17 protein-coding genes and 1 pseudogene are annotated in these 18745 nt (G+C 65.6%); 12 read left to right on the top strand and 6 right to left on the bottom strand.

From position 1 onward, the window contains the following. The first annotated feature begins 902 nt into the window (after nt 1-902). From IEY88_RS42825 to IEY88_RS42805, 5 genes are all read left to right on the top strand, one after another. Nucleotides 903-2261: a hypothetical protein gene (locus tag IEY88_RS42825; RefSeq protein WP_189160632.1), complete on the top strand. Its 1359-nt coding sequence runs from the start codon at nt 903-905 to the stop codon at nt 2259-2261. A gap of 294 nt (nt 2262-2555) precedes the next feature. Beyond that, nucleotides 2556-4556: a DEAD/DEAH box helicase family protein gene (locus tag IEY88_RS42820; protein WP_268241297.1), complete on the top strand. Its 2001-nt coding sequence runs from the start codon at nt 2556-2558 to the stop codon at nt 4554-4556. Between the two features lie 3 nt (nt 4557-4559). Then, nucleotides 4560-5237 (top strand): hypothetical protein, encoded by a 678-nt coding sequence (locus IEY88_RS42815; RefSeq protein ID WP_189160630.1) that lies wholly within the window; start codon nt 4560-4562, stop codon nt 5235-5237. A gap of 136 nt (nt 5238-5373) precedes the next feature. After that, nucleotides 5374-5823 carry a DUF4365 domain-containing protein gene (locus tag IEY88_RS42810; RefSeq protein ID WP_229694312.1) on the top strand — a complete coding sequence of 150 codons (450 nt, stop codon included), beginning with the start codon at nt 5374-5376 and terminating at the stop codon, nt 5821-5823. 123 nt (nt 5824-5946) lie between these two features. Then, entirely contained in the window at nt 5947-7119 is a 1173-nt protein-coding gene (locus tag IEY88_RS42805) for a hypothetical protein (protein WP_229694311.1), read from the top strand. 538 nt (nt 7120-7657) lie between these two features. Here IEY88_RS42805 and IEY88_RS42800 read toward each other — a convergent pair. Then, nucleotides 7658-7906, bottom strand: a complete 249-nt coding sequence (locus IEY88_RS42800; RefSeq protein ID WP_189160629.1) for a hypothetical protein — start codon at nt 7904-7906, stop codon at nt 7658-7660. 51 nt (nt 7907-7957) lie between these two features. Further along, nucleotides 7958-8707: a GNAT family N-acetyltransferase gene (locus IEY88_RS42795; RefSeq protein WP_189160628.1), complete on the bottom strand. Its 750-nt coding sequence runs from the start codon at nt 8705-8707 to the stop codon at nt 7958-7960. Between the two features lie 172 nt (nt 8708-8879). Here IEY88_RS42795 and IEY88_RS42790 point away from each other — a divergent pair, with 172 nt between their 5' ends. The 3 genes from IEY88_RS42790 (at nt 8880) to IEY88_RS42780 (ending at nt 12080) form a co-directional block, all read left to right on the top strand. Next, complete coding sequence (locus tag IEY88_RS42790) at nt 8880-9266, top strand: hypothetical protein (protein WP_189160627.1); 387 nt, start codon at nt 8880-8882, stop codon at nt 9264-9266. 158 nt (nt 9267-9424) lie between these two features. Continuing rightward, the gene (locus IEY88_RS42785) at nt 9425-10828 is read left to right on the top strand and encodes a hypothetical protein (protein ID WP_189160626.1); all 1404 of its coding nucleotides are present in this window, start codon (nt 9425-9427) and stop codon (nt 10826-10828) included. 1060 nt (nt 10829-11888) lie between these two features. Further along, nucleotides 11889-12080 (top strand): hypothetical protein, encoded by a 192-nt coding sequence (locus IEY88_RS42780; protein ID WP_189160625.1) that lies wholly within the window; start codon nt 11889-11891, stop codon nt 12078-12080. A gap of 67 nt (nt 12081-12147) precedes the next feature. Here IEY88_RS42780 and IEY88_RS42775 read toward each other — a convergent pair whose 3' ends face one another. Further along, entirely contained in the window at nt 12148-12651 is a 504-nt protein-coding gene (locus tag IEY88_RS42775; protein WP_189160624.1) for a helix-turn-helix domain-containing protein, read from the bottom strand. Between the two features lie 334 nt (nt 12652-12985). Between IEY88_RS42775 and IEY88_RS42770 the strand changes: the two genes are divergently transcribed. From IEY88_RS42770 to IEY88_RS42760, 3 genes are all read left to right on the top strand, one after another. Beyond that, on the top strand, nt 12986-13240 hold the full coding sequence (locus IEY88_RS42770; protein WP_189160623.1) for a DUF397 domain-containing protein: 255 nt from the start codon (nt 12986-12988) through the stop codon (nt 13238-13240). Nucleotides 13241-13408: 168 nt separating this feature from the next. Then, complete coding sequence (locus IEY88_RS42765) at nt 13409-14263, top strand: helix-turn-helix domain-containing protein (RefSeq protein ID WP_189160622.1); 855 nt, start codon at nt 13409-13411, stop codon at nt 14261-14263. Nucleotides 14264-14351: 88 nt separating this feature from the next. After that, entirely contained in the window at nt 14352-15218 is an 867-nt protein-coding gene (locus IEY88_RS42760) for an SAM-dependent methyltransferase (protein WP_229694310.1), read from the top strand. Between the two features lie 97 nt (nt 15219-15315). Here the strand turns inward: IEY88_RS42760 and IEY88_RS42755 are convergent. The 3 genes and pseudogenes from IEY88_RS42755 to IEY88_RS42745 form a co-directional block, all read right to left on the bottom strand. Continuing rightward, nucleotides 15316-15936, bottom strand: a pseudogene (locus tag IEY88_RS42755) (inositol monophosphatase family protein); the annotation flags it as partial. A gap of 67 nt (nt 15937-16003) precedes the next feature. Continuing rightward, nucleotides 16004-16444, bottom strand: coding sequence for an NUDIX domain-containing protein (locus IEY88_RS42750; RefSeq protein WP_189160620.1), 441 nt, complete (start codon nt 16442-16444; stop codon nt 16004-16006). 92 nt (nt 16445-16536) lie between these two features. Continuing rightward, nucleotides 16537-17022, bottom strand: a complete 486-nt coding sequence (locus IEY88_RS42745) for a 6-pyruvoyl trahydropterin synthase family protein (protein WP_189160619.1) — start codon at nt 17020-17022, stop codon at nt 16537-16539. A 436-nt stretch (nt 17023-17458) separates the two neighbouring features. On the opposite strand from IEY88_RS42745, the gene IEY88_RS42740 reads away from it, so the two are divergent. Further along, nucleotides 17459-18736: a helix-turn-helix domain-containing protein gene (locus IEY88_RS42740; RefSeq protein WP_189160618.1), complete on the top strand. Its 1278-nt coding sequence runs from the start codon at nt 17459-17461 to the stop codon at nt 18734-18736. Nucleotides 18737-18745: the final 9 nt, after the last annotated feature.

The raw sequence follows: 18745 nt of genomic DNA, 5'->3' as shown, positions 1-18745 counted from the left end.
ACCTCGGGGAGGGCACCACTCTGCGCGAGGACCCCGTTGTGCGGAGGGCCGGACCTCGGGCAGGAGTACCAAAGGATGGGAACAGGGCTGACCAGCAGTGTTATGTCGGCAGCCTGGTGGCGGAGTCATCGTTTGGCCTATCCGCCTCCGAGTAGCGGCCTGGGGACGGGTTGCTCTGACCCGTCCCTCCGCCTTTGGACGGTTGCTCTCAAAAGGCGACTGGCCGCGGAACTGGTTCCGGTTCTCGAACTTGCTCTGGCCGGCAACTCCTGCAAGGTCAAATTCCGGGTGGTGAACACGCCGTACTCGCAGATCTACGAGACCGTCGCCCAGCGCGCGCTGGCCAAGGGCACGCTAATCATCGCCGGGCGGGCAACGCGTCCACCCGCCCGGCCCGCATCGCCCCGGTTGGCCACCCGGTCCGGTGCCCCAGCATCATCGCGGTGGCGGCGATCGACGTGAAGTAGCCGGTTATGTAGTCGCGCGAGGCGAGTTACCCACTGCTCGGGAGGCAGCGTGCGTACGACCGGAAGCCCGGCTTGTGTGCCGCCGTGACCAGCGGACGGTCTGAGTAAGGGGCAGGCGGTTCGGGCTCCAATGTTCGCCTGGCGCGAGCCACTCGCCACCACTGCTGAGCGTCGCGGGTCTGGTTGTGCCGCATCCGGTGGGTCGGCGAGTTCCTGGAACGCGTCGGCGCGGTCCACACGAGGATGACGAAGGCGCCGGCTAACGGACGTGTCACTGGCGGCGATCTACGCGACATCTGCGACGAAGTGGGGGATGCGATGGTTCGGAACGCGTCTGACGCCGATAGACCCGCTGTCACCGGTCAGATTGTGCCTGCGGATCGTCGGAGCAGGGCGGTAGCGGCGGGGCAGGACCTCCAGGCGTTCGAGGACTTGATGCTCGACGTCCTCAAGGAGTGGGGGTTGCCCACTGAGGGCATCATCGTCGCGGTCCGTGAGCGGGAAAAGCTGCTGAAGAACACGCCTGACGCACTGGAATGCCTCGACCCGGCGCAACGCACCAGGGCGGCGTACGTGGCCAAAATGATCCTGGCGGCCTCGGTCGGGCTGTTCGACGCCGCGCTGAACTACCTGTGGAACGAGACCATCAACGAGCTGCGTGAACGTGTCGCCGCGTTCGACGTCAGCTACTTCTTCGACCTAGCCGAGCCCGATCCTGCCCGCCGCAAGGGGCTGCGCACGCCTGAAGACCTGGCCAAAATCGACGACGCGAAGCTGATGGAGGCCGCCAACCGCATCAAGCTGATCAGCGATGTTGGCTACAAGCAGCTCGACCACATCCGTTACATGCGCAACAACGCCAGTGCGGCACATCCCAACCAGGTCGCACTGACCGGCCTGAAGCTCGCGGAATGGCTGGAGACCTGCATCCGCGAAGTGATCACCCTGCCCCGCGACACCACTGTTGCCGAGATCGGGCGCCTGCTTGTCAACATCAAGACGCAGCGACTGACCACTGGAGACCTCGCCGCCGCCGCGTCTTTCTTCGACAGACTGCCGCCCGACCAGGCTGACAACCTCGGCGCCGGACTGTTCGGCATCTACACAGACCCAGAAGCAACACCGGACACTCTCGACAATGTCCGCAGCCTCTGGCCGCAACTGTGGCAGTACCTGAGCGAGAACGCGCGCTTCGACTGCGGCATCAAGCTCTCACGGTTTCATGCCAACGCCGACGCAGACCGCGCGGCACGTGCACGCGAACTACTCAACCTCGTGGATGGCACCGCGTACCTGCCTGAGTACGAACGGACCGCCGAACTGGCCCAGGCCCTAGACGAACTCAACTCCGCCCACGAGGGATGGAACAACTTCTCCGAAGAGGCGTTGCCCGCCGCACGTCTGCTCAACCTGGTCGGCAAGTACGGCCAGGTGCCGGCCCAGCTCAACAGTCGCTACGTCGCGCAGATCGTCTACGTCTTCCTCACCAACGGCCACGGTACCTCGTGGGCCGCCGACCCGACCTACGAACAGCTCATCCGCCTGTTCGACAGCGACCAAGCCGCGTTGGCGCTGCGATCGTTCACCGAATCCCGCATCGCCAGCCGCTTGCAGCACACGCTGTCGCGCACGAAGTGGGACGAACTGCTCGATCTCATCGAGCCCAAGCTGACCGGCCGTCGCGATCGAACGCTGCTGGACGCGATCCGAGCGTTCACCGGCACACCCGATCAACTCGCGCTCGACTCCGGTATCAAGCGCCTTCTCGGAGGGCCGCGCCAGCGTCGCGCCTAGCGCTGCCGCATGAGTCCACCGCCGTAAGCCAGGAAGCGTCGTCGGGCTGATCGACCTGGGCGACGCTCGGCGCCAAGGCGACCTGCACCCGGAGGTGGTCGGCGGGCGTTGATCCGGCCCTCCGAGCCCGTTCTCGAAGCACCCGGCTACGCCCGCCCCACCAGGTTTTGTCGGTGGCCGCTGTTACTGTTCGAGCCCAGTTCATCGCTGTGACCTCGGACCTCAACAGTTGACGCAGCTCAGCGTATTGATGTCGACCGTCATGGTCACGGCAACCTCGGGTGGAAGGGACACATGGGTTCAGGAACGCGTCGGGTATTCAGCGGAGCAGAGCGCATCGCGTTGTTTCTTACTGCCGATGGCCGCTGCGAGTCCTGCGGTGCCGAACTCGAAGCCGGGTTCCACGGTGACCACGTGTTCCCCTACAGCCTGGGCGGCATTACTGATGTCATCAACGGCCAGGCCCTGTGCCCGACCTGCAACTTCAAGAAAGGCAACTCCACGATGACCGGACGCCCCCTCCGGGCCTGGCAGCAGCGCGCGCTCGACAAGATGGATCTCTCACCGGGGCCGACCTTCATGGTTACCGCCACGCCCGGTGCGGGAAAGACCACGTTCGCCCTTGCCGCGGTGCAGCACTACCGCCGCGGCGGCGGGAAGGTCGTCATCGTCGTGCCGACGAGCCATCTGCGGCGCCAGTGGGCGGACGCCGCCGCACAGTTCGGGCTGCACCTGGACCCGACTTTCGAGAACTCCAACCTCGCGGTCAACTCGACCTACCACGGCGTGGTAGTCACCTACGGAGCGGTGGCCAGTGCTCCGCTCGTATACCGCCGCATCAGCCAGAACGCGTTCGTGGTGCTCGACGAGGTCCATCACGCCGGCGAGCAGAAGACCTGGGGCGAGGCGGTGAAGTTGGCGTTCCAGAACGCCGCCAAGCGGCTCCTGCTCACAGGCACTCCGTTCCGGTCCGACGACAGCCCGATCCCGTTCGTCCGCTACGAACCCGACGATCAGGGCGTCCTGGTCTCCACGACCGACGTCTCCTACAACTACGGCGACGCCCTACTCGACTCCGACGGTGTCGTGCGGCCGATCGTGTTCCCCGCACTCGACGGCGAGGGCACCTGGGACGCCGGCGGCGTCACCACCAGCGGCCGCCTGCACAACGAGCAGGACCCCAAGGAAGCCAAGCGGGCACTGAAGACCGTGCTGGCCCCGGATGGCAAGTGGATCCCATCTGTGCTGGCACAGGCACATCGCGACCTGCTCGACGCACGTAAGGAGACCCCGGACGCGGGCGGTCTGATCATCGCCGAGGACCAGCCCAAGGCCAAGCGCTACGCCGAGGTCCTCCAACAGATCACTGGCACAGCGCCGGTCGTCGCGATCTCAGAAGACCCTGCCGCGTCGGAGAAGATCACCCGCTTCGCCCGGGGTAGCGAGCCCTGGCTCGTCGCGGTGAAGATGGTCTCCGAGGGCGTCGACATCCCCCGGCTGATCGTCGGTGTGTGGGCCACCAACGTCGAGGCCGAGTTGTTCTTCAGGCAGGTTGTCGGGCGGTTCGTGCGTACGCGCCGCAGCCCGTCCGGCGAGCCGGACACCTCGATCGCGACACTGTTCATCCCGTCGCTGCCGTCGTTGATCTCGATGGCCGCGAAGATCGAGCGCGAGATCGACCACGCGCTGAAGGACAAGACCGAGAACGACAACAAGCCCGAAGGCGGTGGCAACGGCGCCGCCACCTCTCAGACGATCATCCCGCTGGACTCCACAGAGGCGGAGCACCACGCGACGATCCTGTCCGGCGAGCAGTGGCTCTCACCGCCGATCGAGGAAGCGACCAGGCGGCTCACCGAACTCGGGATCACCCCCACCTCGACCAACCTGGCGTTTGCGGCGAAGCTCACTGCCAAGATCATGGAGGAAGCCACAGCGGCGGCCACAGCAGCCGCAGCGCACGCCGCAGCCCTCGCGCCACCCGCACCTTCCGAACCGCAGACACCCGGCACCCTGTTCGACGTGCCTGCTCCGGCCGAGCCCGCTGTCCCGGCGATGCCACCAGTGCCAGCGGCGCCGCAAGCCCCAGTGGTGCCGGTCTATCAGCGGGTCACCGCACTCCGGCAGCAGATCAACTTTATTGTCAAGAGGATGTGCAAGACCCGTGGCATGGAGTACCCCGCCGTCAACGCTGAGCTCAACAGGCAGATCGGCGTCCAGAAGCGCGACAAGGCCACGGTGCCCCAGCTTGAGAAACTTCTCCAGATCGTGACCGACATGGATAAAAGGCGCTAAACAGTGACGGATCTACAGGACAACTGGAGGATCGTCAGAGCGACGGGCGAAGCCCTGAAATACGGCAGCGACGGACTCAAAGCCGTCCTGCTCGGCCTGTCCAGGCTCATCGACGAGGAGCCCTGGCGTGAGTACGTCTACATAGACGGTAGCGTCGTCAAGTTCAAGTCGTTCGCGAAGTTCGTCACGAGCCCCAAAGGGCTTAACGCCACACCGGCGCGGATCAGGTCCCTGATCGCATCGGACGTCGAACTGCTCGACAAGTTCGACGCGGCGCTGATGTCCCCACAAGGCGAGTACACCGATCCAGCTGCAGACAGAGCTGCCGAGCCGGTGCAGGTGCACGCCATCGCGGCCGCCGTAGACGACAGCCAGCACATAGAATTGGACGAAACAGACAAATTGGTTGGGGATGTACACGAAGTTGCTCCACAGCGTCCCCCTGGAAACTCGCGGCAAGCCGCACTGCGGCGGCTGCGCAAGGACGCACCGGAGTATCACGCGAAGGTCATCGCCGGGGAGATGTCGACGAACCGAGCCATGATCGACTCAGGGCTGCGCCCGCCACCGCCCAAGGTCCGGGTGCAGAAAGCGGCGTCGGTGCCGGAGATCGCCGCGGTCTTGCGCAGCCAGCTCACCACGGAAGAACTGATCGAGCTGCTGAAGCTCCTCGGCAGCTGACCCTTCGCGGCGCGTTGCGGCGGTTCCTCGGCCGCAACGCCGCCGTGGTCCGATCAGGTGGAATGGTGACGTTTGTCGTTGCCTCCCGCCAGGCCTGGCATTGTGCTGACAGCACCAGGGACGGCGAAAGGAACCCATGACCGGGCTCGACGACGTAGGCCTCGAGGACGCAGCCGACGACCTCGTGGTCGGTGGCCTGCCCAAGACCGCGAGTCAAGAGCAGTTCAGTCTCGCGTTCGTCCAGATGGTCGCCGCCGCGGCGGGCTGCTCGATCAAGTCCCACTCGACCGACTACGACGGCGTGGACATCACCATCGTGTCCTCAGAGACCTACAAGAACTTCTTCGGCCCGCAGTTCGAACTGCAGGTCAAATGCACAACGCAGCAGCGCTATCTTACCGAGCAGCACCTCGCATGGCCGATGAAGGCCAAGCCGTTCACCAAGCTCACTCGCACGGACCTTCATCCCCGCCTATCTCGGCGTCTTGCTCGTCCCCGTCGACATGCGGACGTGGCTCGACCAGGACCACGACCGGCTAATCACCCGCAGCCGCCTGTACTTCGAACATGCCGGCAACCTCGGTGAGCTTCCCGAGGGACAGGATCGCAAGACAGTGCACCTACCGCGCAGTAACCTGTTTGATGTCGCTGGATTGCAGGCCATCATGGCAACTATCGGGGACGGAGGTGACTGGTGAGCCCGTCGACCATGAGCGACTACCGCGAGCTCGCGGACACGCTGACCCCGACCGCGGTGTCGCAGTATCTAGCCAGCCACGACTGGCAGCTCGAGTCCCGGCGTGACGCGGTCCGCGAGATCTGGCGCCTACCCGGAGAACGCGGCGACCTCGCCCGCATAATGCTGCCCCTGGCAACCGACTACGTCGACTTCCACGCGCGTTTCGAAGACGCACTGGTCGCACTGTCCGACATCTACTCGCTCGGGGCCACGCAGCTCGCCGAACACATCATCGCCACACGCGCCGACCTGTTCTTCGTCCGTCTCGACCAGCCATGCCTGACGGCACCATCCCGTTCCGCCAGGCTGAGACGACGATCGACGCGCTGTACAAGATGCTCAAGGCCGCAGCGACTACGGCGCACGACCCAAATCACTCGCACCTGGGCCGGCGCTCCGCCGTGGTCAACGACTTCCTCGACCATGACATCCGCCTTGGTCACACCAAGCGCGGCAGCTTCGTCTTCACGATCCTCGCCCGCCTCACCTCCCCAGCCCGCCCAGCACCCCGCTCCCGTTGAAGCGGACACCGCCGTGTCGGTCGTGCCGACCGCGTTCTCGCGCGCAGCCATGCAGACACTGGCTCAAGCCCTAGAGACCACGAAGGAGCTCACGCGGTCCTTCGACGAAGCCGTGATCGATTCCGCCGCGCGGTACGGACTCAGCGCCAGCCTGGTGGAATCGCTGGAGGACATCGCCGCGCCACAGTCGCTGCGCTCACTAGACCTGTCGTTCCAATGGGCCGTCGGCGAACCCGCGCCCAGTGTCGGAACCCGCTCCATCGTGCTCGACCGAGACGCCATCAACGAGCTGTCGCACGTGCGTGAACGGCTGGTACGCAGAGAAGAACCCCCGCGCCGCGAAACCCTCATCGGCTCCGTGCGGTCGCTCACGCGTGAGGACGTCGCACCCGACGAGCCCGAGTCGGCCACCATCGTGCTCGTGGCCGACGTCCGCGGGAAGACCCGCGCGGTCAATGTGACCGTCACCGGGAAGGATCACGACTGGGCGATCATGGCTTACCGCAGCAAGCTGCCCTTCACCGTCACCGGCGATCTTGCCAGGGAAGGCCGCGGCTGGCGCCTGAGTGACCCAGTCGTGGACGAAGAGTTTCTCCGGCACCACAGCGGCGATCAGACGTAGAAAGACCACTGCAGTTTTTAGCGAAAACCTTCAGCCTGTTAAAGCGCTCGACGACTCGAACCGCCGTTCTGACAAACGCAACGCCAGGTCGGTCTGTCTGACGCCGGGGAGACGGGCGTTGTGCCGGGCTGTGTGACGACCATCCGGTACTGGGTGGTCGTGTAGTCCACGCCGTTCAGCCACACTCAGCACGACGTCCGGACCTGTGCCACCGCCGCCCGGCAGGACTCTTCGTCTCGTGTTCGAGCGGCCTCCTCGACAACGCCTGGCCGTCGATGCCGGCCTTCAGAGTCGACGACGTCCAGTTCCGCCAGCAGCGCCGGATACTCTGCAGCGGCGATTTCGTCACTGACCAGCGCGACCGTGGCGATTCATCGGCGGGTGGCCGCAGTGACCAAGTCCGCGATCACCTGCTCCGCCGTGGCCGCGCTCGCGCTGAGGGGGCATTCGGCCGTGAACAGCACCAGCAGCTCTCGGTCTCTGAGCCTGATGCCGTTGTCTTGCAGGGAATCCGTGTCTCTTCGGGCGGCAGGGGTTGTCAAGGGCGGTTGGCGTAATCCCAGGCCGCGCGGGTTTTGGCCATGTGCTTGTGCCAGTCGAGTTCGCACGCGGTGATCGAGACACACGGGTCGTCATCAAGGTGCCACAGGACGTCGAGCACCTGATAGCAGCGATACGGCTCGACGCTGACCAGCTCACCAATGCGCGGCACGTGGGTGGCACTGCTGATCTCGTGGCTGTCGGTGTCGCCGTCGTTGCTATGCAGGGTGAACAGGATGCGGATCACGCGGACTCCCTGGGTTGTCTGGTTGTGCTTCGCGCTATGCGGGCATGTGGGCTACTGCAAGGAGTTGTGCCGCACGAAGAAGCGTTCTCCGGCATCGGGAAAGATTTTTCTGTCGTCGTCGAACATGAACCTGAGATCTACTGGTTCATCTGGGTCGAGCACGGTGAAGCCCGCGCGGTTGTAGAACTGTTCGAGCCCGGGAGTGGGTGGCATGGCTCCGTAGATGGTGCGGTAGCCGAGGTGGAAGTAGATTTGCCGTGCCCGTTTGATCAGAGAGCTGCCAACGGTCGATCCTCGAGCTTGCTCGCTGACCGCGATGGCTTTGATTCTGGTCAGAAACATGCCCATACCCAGCACTGTCTTCTGCAGTGTTTCGCTGGTGGCGCCGTTTGCTTCGAGGATGCCGATGTAACTTTCCGCGACGTTGACGGGCGGGTAGGCGATGAGGCCGCCGACAACGCCATGGTCGCGGTGGTCGGCGACGAGAACCAGCGCGGCGTCCATGTAGGCCATGAGCGGGCTGAGTCCCTGTTTGATCAGTCCGGGGAAGCGGGGTGCCATTTGCTCCCAGTAGGCGCGGTAGTTCCCCGCGCGTAGCCCCGCCCGCAGTCCGACGCCGGCGAGTCCCTCGGCGACGGCCTCGCGCAACGGTTTCTCGAACGGAGCACCGGCCATGTCGGTAATCCATTCAAAGTGATCGAGGTCGTTGACGCCGGCCTGGCGTATGCGAACACGCGGAGCCGAAGCCCATCCATTCAGAAGCTTGCGTTCAGTGAGTTCCACGGCCGTTTTTCCACCCACGGACGAATCCTTTCGTTCGTTGTCCGCTCTCAGGCTACTGGTTCTCGCTGTCGGCCAGGGGTAACTCTGCAGACCGGCCCCAGAGCTATGCCCCGGCCATGCACTGCGCAGACCATTCACCCGATTGAGTGTCTTATTGGTGTTCTCGCACCGGAAACGCTACAAGTCAGCGATGTCGGACAAGCTGTTGCAAGAACAGGCCGCAGACCTACTTCTGCGCTACGCCCGCGGCAAGATCCTGATGGCCGACGCGGTCACGGAGATCGTCACGCTCACGAAACGCCGCGAGGTGCTGGACGACATCGAGCTGCAGGAGATGCTCGACAAGATCAAGGCAGCCCATGACGCCAGCCGACTGAAGACCCACCCACACGGCCCCTGGGCGGGGCTCCGACTACAAGCCGCCATCGCAGGGCTGGTCAAGGTGGGTAAGCACTTCGGGCGGCTGCGCTTCGTGCGCGATACGTATTACACGCACTGCCTGGGGCTACCTCCTTACAAGGTTGACGGCGGCACGACGACCGACATGCCTGGGCTTCGTTCAGTGCCGGACCGCTAGCTCAACCAGCGCTGGCAGAGATTCTGCTCGCGACGGGCGGCGACAGCTGCCCGTGGCGACTAAGCGTGCTGCCGGACACTTAGTCGCTACTCTGAGCTATCGGCAAAGGCGCATAGTGAGCATTGGCAGACGGGGGCGCAGTGGGGTTGTGGGACAGGGTGACCGGACAGGGTCGATCGAGGCAGCCGGTCGTCAAGCGGGACGAGCACGAGCACGAGCGGCGTTTCGAGCCGTTCATCGCGTTGCGGGAGATACCGAGGGCGCACGAACCGGTCCCGTTCCTCGGCCCTCGGACGTTCGACCGTGTTCCGGGGTACGTGTTCCTGTGTTGGGACACGGCTGTGGGGGTTTTGGCGGCGGCTTACCCCGTGCTCGGCCAGTCGCACTTGTCTCGGTCGTTGTGGGTGCGTGAGTTCGATCCGAGCATCCGGTGCCTCATCCAGGTCGCGGACCGCGGCTTTCAGGCACCCGACGGCCCGGACGTGTTTGACCAGTCGCAGAGGGACAACAGTGATGAACGTCGGCAGCTGTGGCGCTACTTTGCGCAGGCCATCGGACAGCCCGCCCCGTACTGGCCGTGGGACCTGAACTTCCAGGAACTGATCGAGCAGTGGAAGCCAGGCAACGACGTGGTGATCGCGGTGCCCGAGCAGTCGCCCGACATGACACCGCTCCTGCAGCTCTCCGCCCTCTACGAGCACGGCAGTCCCACCCACCGCGTCCTCACGCACTACTACCTCAAAGGCGTTCGTGACGCTTCGGTCGGCACGCGCGTCGCGCTGGAGTGCCTCGCCGACTCCGACGATCCCGACAACAACTTCTTCACTGGCCTGCGCGAACGCCTGGTGCTCGCGGCCCGCGCGCCCGAAGCGCCCGCGCCGGACTCGCTCGACGATCTCGGCGAGCACGCTCTGCGCGCGGTGTTCTCCGGGCTGATGGAACGCCGCGACACCCTCGCCGTGGACGCTGTGCGGGCGCTGCGGCAGTGGGGGGTGACCGAGCACATGCCGTTCGCGACCCTGCAGCGGCACCGGGTGGAGAACACGGTGATGCTCGAGGAATGGCTGCCACGGCTGCAGGAGGTTCCCGGCTACCTGCCCAACCCGGGCTTCGCCGGGCTCACCACCAACGTCGACCGGCCCGGAAGGCGCTTCCTCGACCCCGCCACTGGCGCGCCCGTCCTGGAAGGCCTGGATTACCGCGGCGAGGTCGAGGAGTACGTGACCCTGCTGCCCCGCCGGCTGCCCGCCACCTCACCACTCGCCGAGCTGATCATCGACGGCGACGGGCACGGCAACTGGATCCGCGTCACCGACGGCACCCTCTACCCGGCCCCGGCCGGCGAGTACGACGTGTCCTGGGGCTACCGCGGGTCCGGCTACGGTCCACTGGTCGAACGTCTCCTCGACGACATCACCACGCCACCGATCGACCGCTGGATAGATCCCTCGCACACCGAGCTCACCGCGCTGACCAAGACCAAGATGAACAATGGCACCGTCCTGACCCGCGCACAGCTCGAAACCGCTCGCGAACAGCCGAAATCTCGCTGGGACAACTAGCTTTCACAGCTTCGGCAACATCGGTCAGTGCAGCGGACATCGCCCGCCGCACTGACCTGGCTGCTTAGGACGGTAGTCGGTTTGACGAGCGCAGGCGCTACCGCCCAGGACCTTCTGATGCACGCGTTTCGTCTCGCTGGATTGGAATATCGGCTGTTGTTCTCGTTATGAGATGCGGGGCACATCAGAGACCGCGCAAGAAGCCACGATGACAGCGCCACATCGCCGCAAAATTCTCAGCGCTCGCCGTCTCGGCGTTCCCTCCGCTCCCGGGAGAAGTCGCATCAACGCAGGTCAAAGCGGTAGCAAGCGCCGAGGATTGCCGGGTATCGCCAGCTGCTGGAGCGCTGTTCGTGCGAGGTTCGAGTTGGAGCCGAGTCCCCGGTTCGCCCTGAGCGAACGGAATATTCAAGAAAAGAGCACTCCATGGAGGTACGGCGCGGTGTGCCGGAATATTCTTTTGGGGATCTGTATCGAATTCGGGCGCGGGACAGTCACTCGGATAGCCTATCGATGCTTCTTTCGAGGGCACGGTGTGACACTTTGTGCATACTTAAAGCGCTGATTGCCCGCGCTTCCGGGCGAGGTCGTTCGCCCGTGCGAGGCCCCCGTTTGGCGCTAAGTAACGATTCGGGTGGAGACAAGAGCGATACTTCGTGCATTATTGCGACAGCAGCGAGGAACTCCGTCGCCGTGAGTGGCTCAGTCCGCTCGCTTACGGCGTTCCGCGGGCGCGGCCCCCTGTCCGACCAGGGAGCCGCGCAGCCGTTGTCAACCCCGAAGAAACACGCGAAATAAAGGATCAACAACCATGTTGATTGTAGGTGCGGGTACGCCCGAGCCGCCAGACAAGGACACGCACGCCACACCGTCTCGTTTGGCCCCGGCCGCCTCGGCTGACGGTGCTGATCGACCGGCGCGCCGGTCGATCAGCGTGCACGGCCCGCGAACGAGGCGGACGCCGGCCGCTCCGGCCGGTCAGCCGCGGCGTCCTCGCAGGTCGCCGGGACGCCACCGCAGGCGCGCGGAGTCCTGGCTGTGCCTGCTGCAGCAAGTCCTGATGGGCTGGGATCTCACGCTGCGCGCCGGTGTGCTGCTGTTGATCGTGGTCGGTGGCCTGGCGGTGATGATGATCGCCGCGTTCGGTGGCACTGGAGCCGCGATCCTGACGACCTTGTGCGCGGCGCTGCGGTGGATGTGGAATCGCGGCTCGCAGTTGCGCGGCGGCGCCAGTGAGGCCTCGGCCATGTGACCGAGTCACCGACCGGCTCTTGAGGTGCGCCGTCACCCGGCGACACTGGCAGGGCCGGGAGGTGTGATCACTCGTCGGCGGAAGTCTTTCCCGATACTCGCAAGCTCACCCCCGCAGCGAGCAGCAACCGCCGGACGGTGCCGTAGTTCGAGCCGGTGTCAGCGGCGATCTGCCGGAGGCTGGCACCGGCCTCGTACTGGTCGACCAACTGATCGGTCTCACAGGGCGGGCGGTGCTGGCGCCGGGGCACGGCGACTCCGGCGTGTCCCAGCAGGCGCCGTACCGCCCTGGGATCGATACCGGTGTCGTTGCTCAAGGTCTCCACGGAAGCACCGCCGCGATAGCGGCTCGCGAGAGCGGCCGCGATCTCGGCATCGGAAGGCCCGACGCACGCACCGTCGTAAGCCTCGACGCCCGCTTCGATGAGCAGTCGGCGCACCGTGCATGGTCTGCGATAAAACTCGGCGGCAAGCTCACGGATGGACACCCCGTCCCTGGTGAACCGCTCGGCCACGGCGGCAGCGACCTGCCAGCGCTGCTTGCCGCGCAATGGCGGATAACCGTCGCTCATCGGGACACCTCACGCGCCGTACGTCTACGACGCGGCCCCTCCGCGTGGGAAGCAGGGGGGCGTATACCGAAATCTGTCCTGTAATCACCAGCCGACGACCGAGTGAAAAGAGGATCCACGAAAGCTGATGATCGGCGGGCGCGTGTCATATGGCTTCTACTGTGAGTAGGGCGCGTCTCCCATGGTTCGCATGCATGTTCGAGCTGAACCCCTTTCGAGTGAACGAACGATTGTTTCCGGACACGTTCGGAGTCACCCTGGTTGCGCAAGGAATATTCCTAGAGCACGATTAATCCTAGCGTCCAGGACACATCACCTGGCCTAGGGGGTCCACATGAACACCTACGACCCGCATGCGGTCGCCGCACTCTTCTCCGCACGCGACTGGGAACGACCAGACGCGTGCGCAGGCAAGCATCCGAGTGCGTGTGGAGACAACGGCGGAAACTGCATTGAGATCAATCTGGGTACCGACGGCATCGTCGGTATGCGTGACTCGAAGCTGCAGGAGAGCCCTATCCTGATCTTCACCGATGAGGAGTGGGCGGTCTTCCTGCAATCGGCACGCGCCGGAAAGCTCAGCCGCTGACGACACGACATCCAATCCGATCAACAGCAGCGCTCGCTGCCCACCGGAGAAAGCTTCCGTGGGCAGCGAGCATGAGCGGATCCGCTTTCTCGAAAAGTGCGTCGAACCCGCGCCCCTCCCTTAGAGTGAGCGCAATCGTGGTTCCCACGACGAGACAGTGGAGAGTGCGTGACCAGCTCATATCCATCCCAGCGCAAGCGGCTCGGCGAGCTCGTCCGCGACGCAAGAATCCGTAAGGGGTACAGCCAGGAGGACCTGGGTAAGCGGATCGGGTGCAAGCAGCCCAAGGTCAACAAGATCGAGACGAAGCTGGACTTGATGATCAAGTCCTCTGGCCTGGACAAGATCATCTCGGAGCTGGACGTCGCTCCTGCCATCGCCGCCGAGATGCGTGAGCTGCTTGACTCCATCCAGGGCGTGGCCTACCTGACCTACCGTCGCGCGATGGTTCAGCCCTGGTTTCGCCAGTACCTGGACGCAGAACGCGTCGCGGCCAGGATCTACGACTGGACCGGCGAACGCATTTCCGGACTGCTGCAGTCCGAGGCGTTCATGCTCGCGGTTCACGGCCTCGACGGGCACTGCGACGTCAACGCGCATGTCAAGAGCCGGCTCGACCGTAAATCCGTGTTCGACAGGGAATCACCGCCGGACTATCAGATCATTCTCAGCGAGGGCGCCTTCCATCGGCAGGCCAGGGGCAGCGTCCAGGTCATGATCGATGAAATCGAGTACCTTCTGAGCCTTCTGGACGATCACCCGTGGCTCTCGGTGCGCGTTATCCCCTTTCAGGCTCCCCTCAGGTTCTCTCCGCCGGACTTCACTATCATGGAATTCGACGGCGATAAGTCGATAAAAGATTTCGCCTACAGTGAATCTCCACTGAAGGGCTCCTATTACGAGAAGTACGAGGATCGGGCCGCGTGCAGGAAACTCTGGGATGACCTGGAGCACATGGCGTGGGATGCGACGGACAGCAGGGACTTCCTGGAGAAAAAACTTCGGTGGTATCGGGAAGCCTGATTCCCCCCAACAGACGTATTTCCCGGTGAGTGGGCAAGCCAGTACGATCACCGGTAGCGCTGCCAGCCGAGCCGAAGGGGTGGAGCCCGTGGTCGACTCCGACCAGGAACAGTTCCCCCCTCACGGCGTCGACCTCGAAAATCCCAGCGTCGCCAGGGTGTACGACTATCTCCTGGACGGCGGCGCCCACTGGGAAATCGACAGAACGTTCGCGGATCAGGCTCTACGTGAGGTCCCATCCCTCAAGTCGATCGCCAAGGCCAATCGCAGCTTTCTGCACCGGGTGGTCCGTCATCTCACCCGACGCGGCATCAGGCAGTTCGTCGACATCGGCTCCGGCCTTCCCACAATGGGGGCGGCACACCAGATCGCCGAGCAGGTCGCTCCCGGCGAGGTCAGCGTCGTCTACGCGGACAACGATCCACTCGCCGTCGCACACTCCGAACTGCTGCTCGGCCACGATGGAGACCCCGCACGGCACGCCGCCGTACATGCCGACCTGAGGGATCCGGACCGGCTCTGGAGCCGGGTCGGCGCGACCGGCGTGATCGACCTCAGTAAACCGGTCGCGCTCCTACTCGTCGCCGTCCTGCATACGCAACAACCCGGAACTGACGGCACCGACATCGGCCCACAGGCCGTCGCGCGCTACCGGGACCTCATCGCACCCCAGTCCTACCTGGCGCTCTCGCACATCACCGACCAAGACGTTCCAGACGCCCTCGGCGACGGTCTCGTTGCCTTCGAGCAGATGTGCGCCTCTGTCGGCACGCCGGCACTTTGGCGTTCCCGCGAGCAGATCGAGGAACTATTCGGATCGTTCCCGCTTCTCACGCCAGGGCCGACCTGGATTCCGCTGTGGCATCCCGAAGACGCTTCATCCGACGCGCCGGTCGTCCGCTTCGAGACCCCGAACGAGTCGGCGCTGTGGGGCGGCGTCGCCCGCAAGCCGTAGTACCGCGATGGCGACGAGGCGTAGCGCGTGACGTTCGCTGGCAACGGATAAGAAGTGGTCGCTCTTGGTGGTGGCGGTCGTGGTTGCCGAGCAGCACGCAAGCGTCCAACGTGCCGTCGGCGACCCAGACCAGGTCCAGCGCGGAGGAGCCGTACCGGCGCAGTCCTTGCGCCCGAGCGGTGAGTTCGTGGTCCACGGCGGCGCACAGCACGTCGCGCAAGCCTTCGTCGGCACCGCTGCCGTAGTCGCTGAACCCGATCAGGGCCTTGTTGAGGATGTCGGTCGTGGAGGTGCTGATCGGGTCACCGTCGCGGTAGGCACCGTGGCCGCAGGTCGCCCAGTAGCGGTGGCCGAGGAATGGCAGCGCGGTGACGCCGAGGACCGGCCGGTCCTGGTGGACCAGGCCGAGCGCGATGGCGCACAGAGGGTTGGCGTGCTGGTGATTGATCGTGCCGTCGATGGGATCGAGTACCCAGTAGGTGTCCGGGTTGCCGACCGCGCCGGTCTCTTCCCCCACGAACCCGATCTCGTCGTGGCCTCGGGTACTTAGTCGTTGCCACACAAGGTGTTCGACGGCTTCGTCCACTTCGGAGACCGGATTGCGGTCGCCCTTGTACCGGATATCTCGTGGAGGGTGGCTGAGCACGTGCTCGACCGCGAGGTCGACTGCGGCGTGGGCCGCCGGCAGGGCGGCAGTGAGGTCAGGTGCCGACGACATGGTTCCTTCAGAGTTTGCTTGGCCGGGTATGGCGCCGGGTGAAGGTGTGGTGGAGATCCGATCAGGACTAGGCGGGCCACCACGGCTGCTCGCGAGCCGCTGCACCCGTGCGCAACCGATCCGCGATGGCGGTCGGACGCAGGTCCAGGTGGCGGAGGTCGGTGTCAGTGGCCCAGCGCGCGTCGCCGTGGTCGACCTGGACCGCCCCGGGGTCAGCCAGAGTCACGTCGAACAGCAGGGCCAACTCGAAGACGCTGGGTTGCGTGCTCGTGTGATGCTCGCGCAGCTCCACGACGGCGTAGAAGGTCAGGTGGGCCACGTCAGCGTCCACCTGCGCCCGCAGGGTGCGCAGCAGGGCGTCCTCGACAGCTCCACCGGCTCGTACGTGGCCGCCCGGCAGCCGGTACGTGACGGCGTCCGGATCGTGGACGACCAGAAGGCGCTCGTCGTGTCCGACGAGGCCGTACACCGCGACGAGCGGGCCGAGGGCGGGCGAGGGGATGGTCATGGTGCTTCTCACGATCAACGGATGGGGGTGATGTCGAAGGGGGTGCGTCAGGTCCGGGCCTGCCTGCGTTCGGCTCCCAGCGCCTGGGGTACTCATCGACGCACCGAGGGCTCGTAGACGGCGGTGTTGAGCCGCGTCTCACGGACCAGAACCCGCTCGACTTGTGCGCCGTCGGCGCGAGGAAGCCCGGCCAGGACGTTCTCGGCGACCCGACCCAGCAAGACCGCGACGGCCTCCACGGTGGGCCACGGCAGCCCGTGCGCGAACTGCTCGGCAACGTCCGCCGGGTGCTCGACCCCGAAGCGGAACACCCGGCTGCCCTCCGCAATCAGCGGCTCGATCAGCCGATCGCGCCCGCCGAGCATCGTGGCGTGGTCGAGGTGTTCGTCGATCCACCGGCGAAGCCCGACCTTGAGCGCGCCGAACTCCACCACGGTCACCTCGGGGCTCAGCTCCGGGGCACTCACCGTCACTGCGGTCGACCAGGAGTGGCCGTGCAGGCTGACGCACTTGCCACCCAGGTGCGGCAGTCTGTGCCCGGACTCGAACGAATGCTCGACGGTGATCTTGTGTGGCATCAACGGACCACCGCGCCCGACTGGTTGATCGACGATGGCGAGTGCGGCGGTATCACCTCGTGCATCTGCACTGGACCAAACTCACTTTCCGCTGAGTCGAACGGCCGGGGTTCAAGTACGACGGCCTGCGGTGACCGGTCGGGGGTCGGCCACCGCAGGCCCGAGGTCAGTCAACGGCGTCCTCCGCCGCGATCACCAGAGCGACCGTGTGGCGGCTGCGAGGCGTCCACGGGGCGGCACCCCGGCTGAGCAGGGTTTTCATGGCGAGAACGGGGGCGTCGTCTACCGAGTGTGGGGGAGCGGTTGTTCGGAGTCCGGCCGTGCGTAGTTGCGGGGGTCGGCCGTAGGGCGACGGTGAGGCACGCATAGGGCGACACCGGCAATACGCTGCGAAAACGGGCTAGTACTGTGCGCTATAGAGGGACGGGAGGAAGCGATGGCGGCACGGCTACTCACTCCGCTGGCCGCTGCTCGCGAAGCCGCCGGCTACACCCAGGAAAGCCTCGCCGTCACGCTGAAGGTCGAGCGCACCACCATCGGCCGATGGGAACGAGGCGTCCAGTCGCCCCAGCCGTGGCAGCGGCCCGGCCTCGCCCGCGCCCTGCAGGTCGCCCTCGACGAGTTGGACGACCTGCTGCGCCGCACCGCTCGACGCTCCACCAGGCCCACTTCGGCTGCGATCCTGGCTTCAGCCCCGATCGGCCTTGAGCTGGTCCCTCCGGCACCACCCTCTGGCGACCGCCGCGAACGGGAACCCGTCGCCGAGGTCGACGTCATCCACGCCGCGATCCCGCGCCTACGCCGCGCCCTCGACCGACTGGACCTGCCCGACGAGGGGCCCACCAGGACTTCGGCTGGCCTACATGGCGACATCGCCCGCGCCAGCGACGACCGACTGCAATCCCGCTACGGCAGCCTCGCCCGCCGCCTACCCGACCTCATCGCCGAACTCGCCCGCGCCGGCCAGCTCGGCGACACCGCCGACCGCCACGCCGCAGCCCTGCTCACCCTGGCGCTGCGCGCCGCCGACGGGGTCGCCTTCAAGTTCGGCTACCTGGATCTATCCGCGCGGCTGATCGACCTGATGCGCTCGGCCGCCCAGCTCGCCGAGGACCCACTGCTGTTGGCCGCAGTGGCGTACGTACGCACCGAGACCTTCTTCGCCAACGGCGACCTGGACACCGCCGCCCGCGCCCTCGAACTCGCCGCCGACCACGTACCCGACCTCGAGACCGCCTCGGCCTCGGCTGCCTTCGGCGCCCTGCACATGCGCGCCGCGGTCGTCGCGGGCCGGGCTGGCAAGCCCGATCGCGCCGCCGACCACCTGCGCGAAGCCCGCCGCGCCGCAACCGCCGTCCCCGAAGGCGTCTACCAGGGCACCGCGTTCGGGCCGGCCTCCCTACGCATCCACGAACTCGCCGTCGCCGTCGAACTGCGCGATCCTCTGGGCATCGAACGGGCGGCGGCGTGGCACCCGCCCGACAACCTGCCCGCCGAACGTCGCTCGCACTACTTCATCGACCTCGCCCGCGCCCAACTCACGCTCGGCCGTCACGAGGACGCCTACCTGTGCCTGCAATCCGCCCGCCAGGCCGCGCCCGAGCACACCCGCACCCATCCCCAGGTCCGCCATTCGCTGTCGACCTTGCTGTGTACTCACAGTGCCCCGAGCACGGGACTGCTCGACCTCGCCGCCTGGGCTCGTGCCCGTTGATGCCCGGCC

This window comes from Lentzea pudingi, from assembly GCF_014646255.1.
Classification (GTDB): Bacteria; Actinomycetota; Actinomycetes; order Mycobacteriales; family Pseudonocardiaceae; genus Lentzea; species Lentzea pudingi.
Note: the sequence above shows the minus strand (reverse complement) of the source record. Positions and strands in the feature narration are given on the sequence as shown.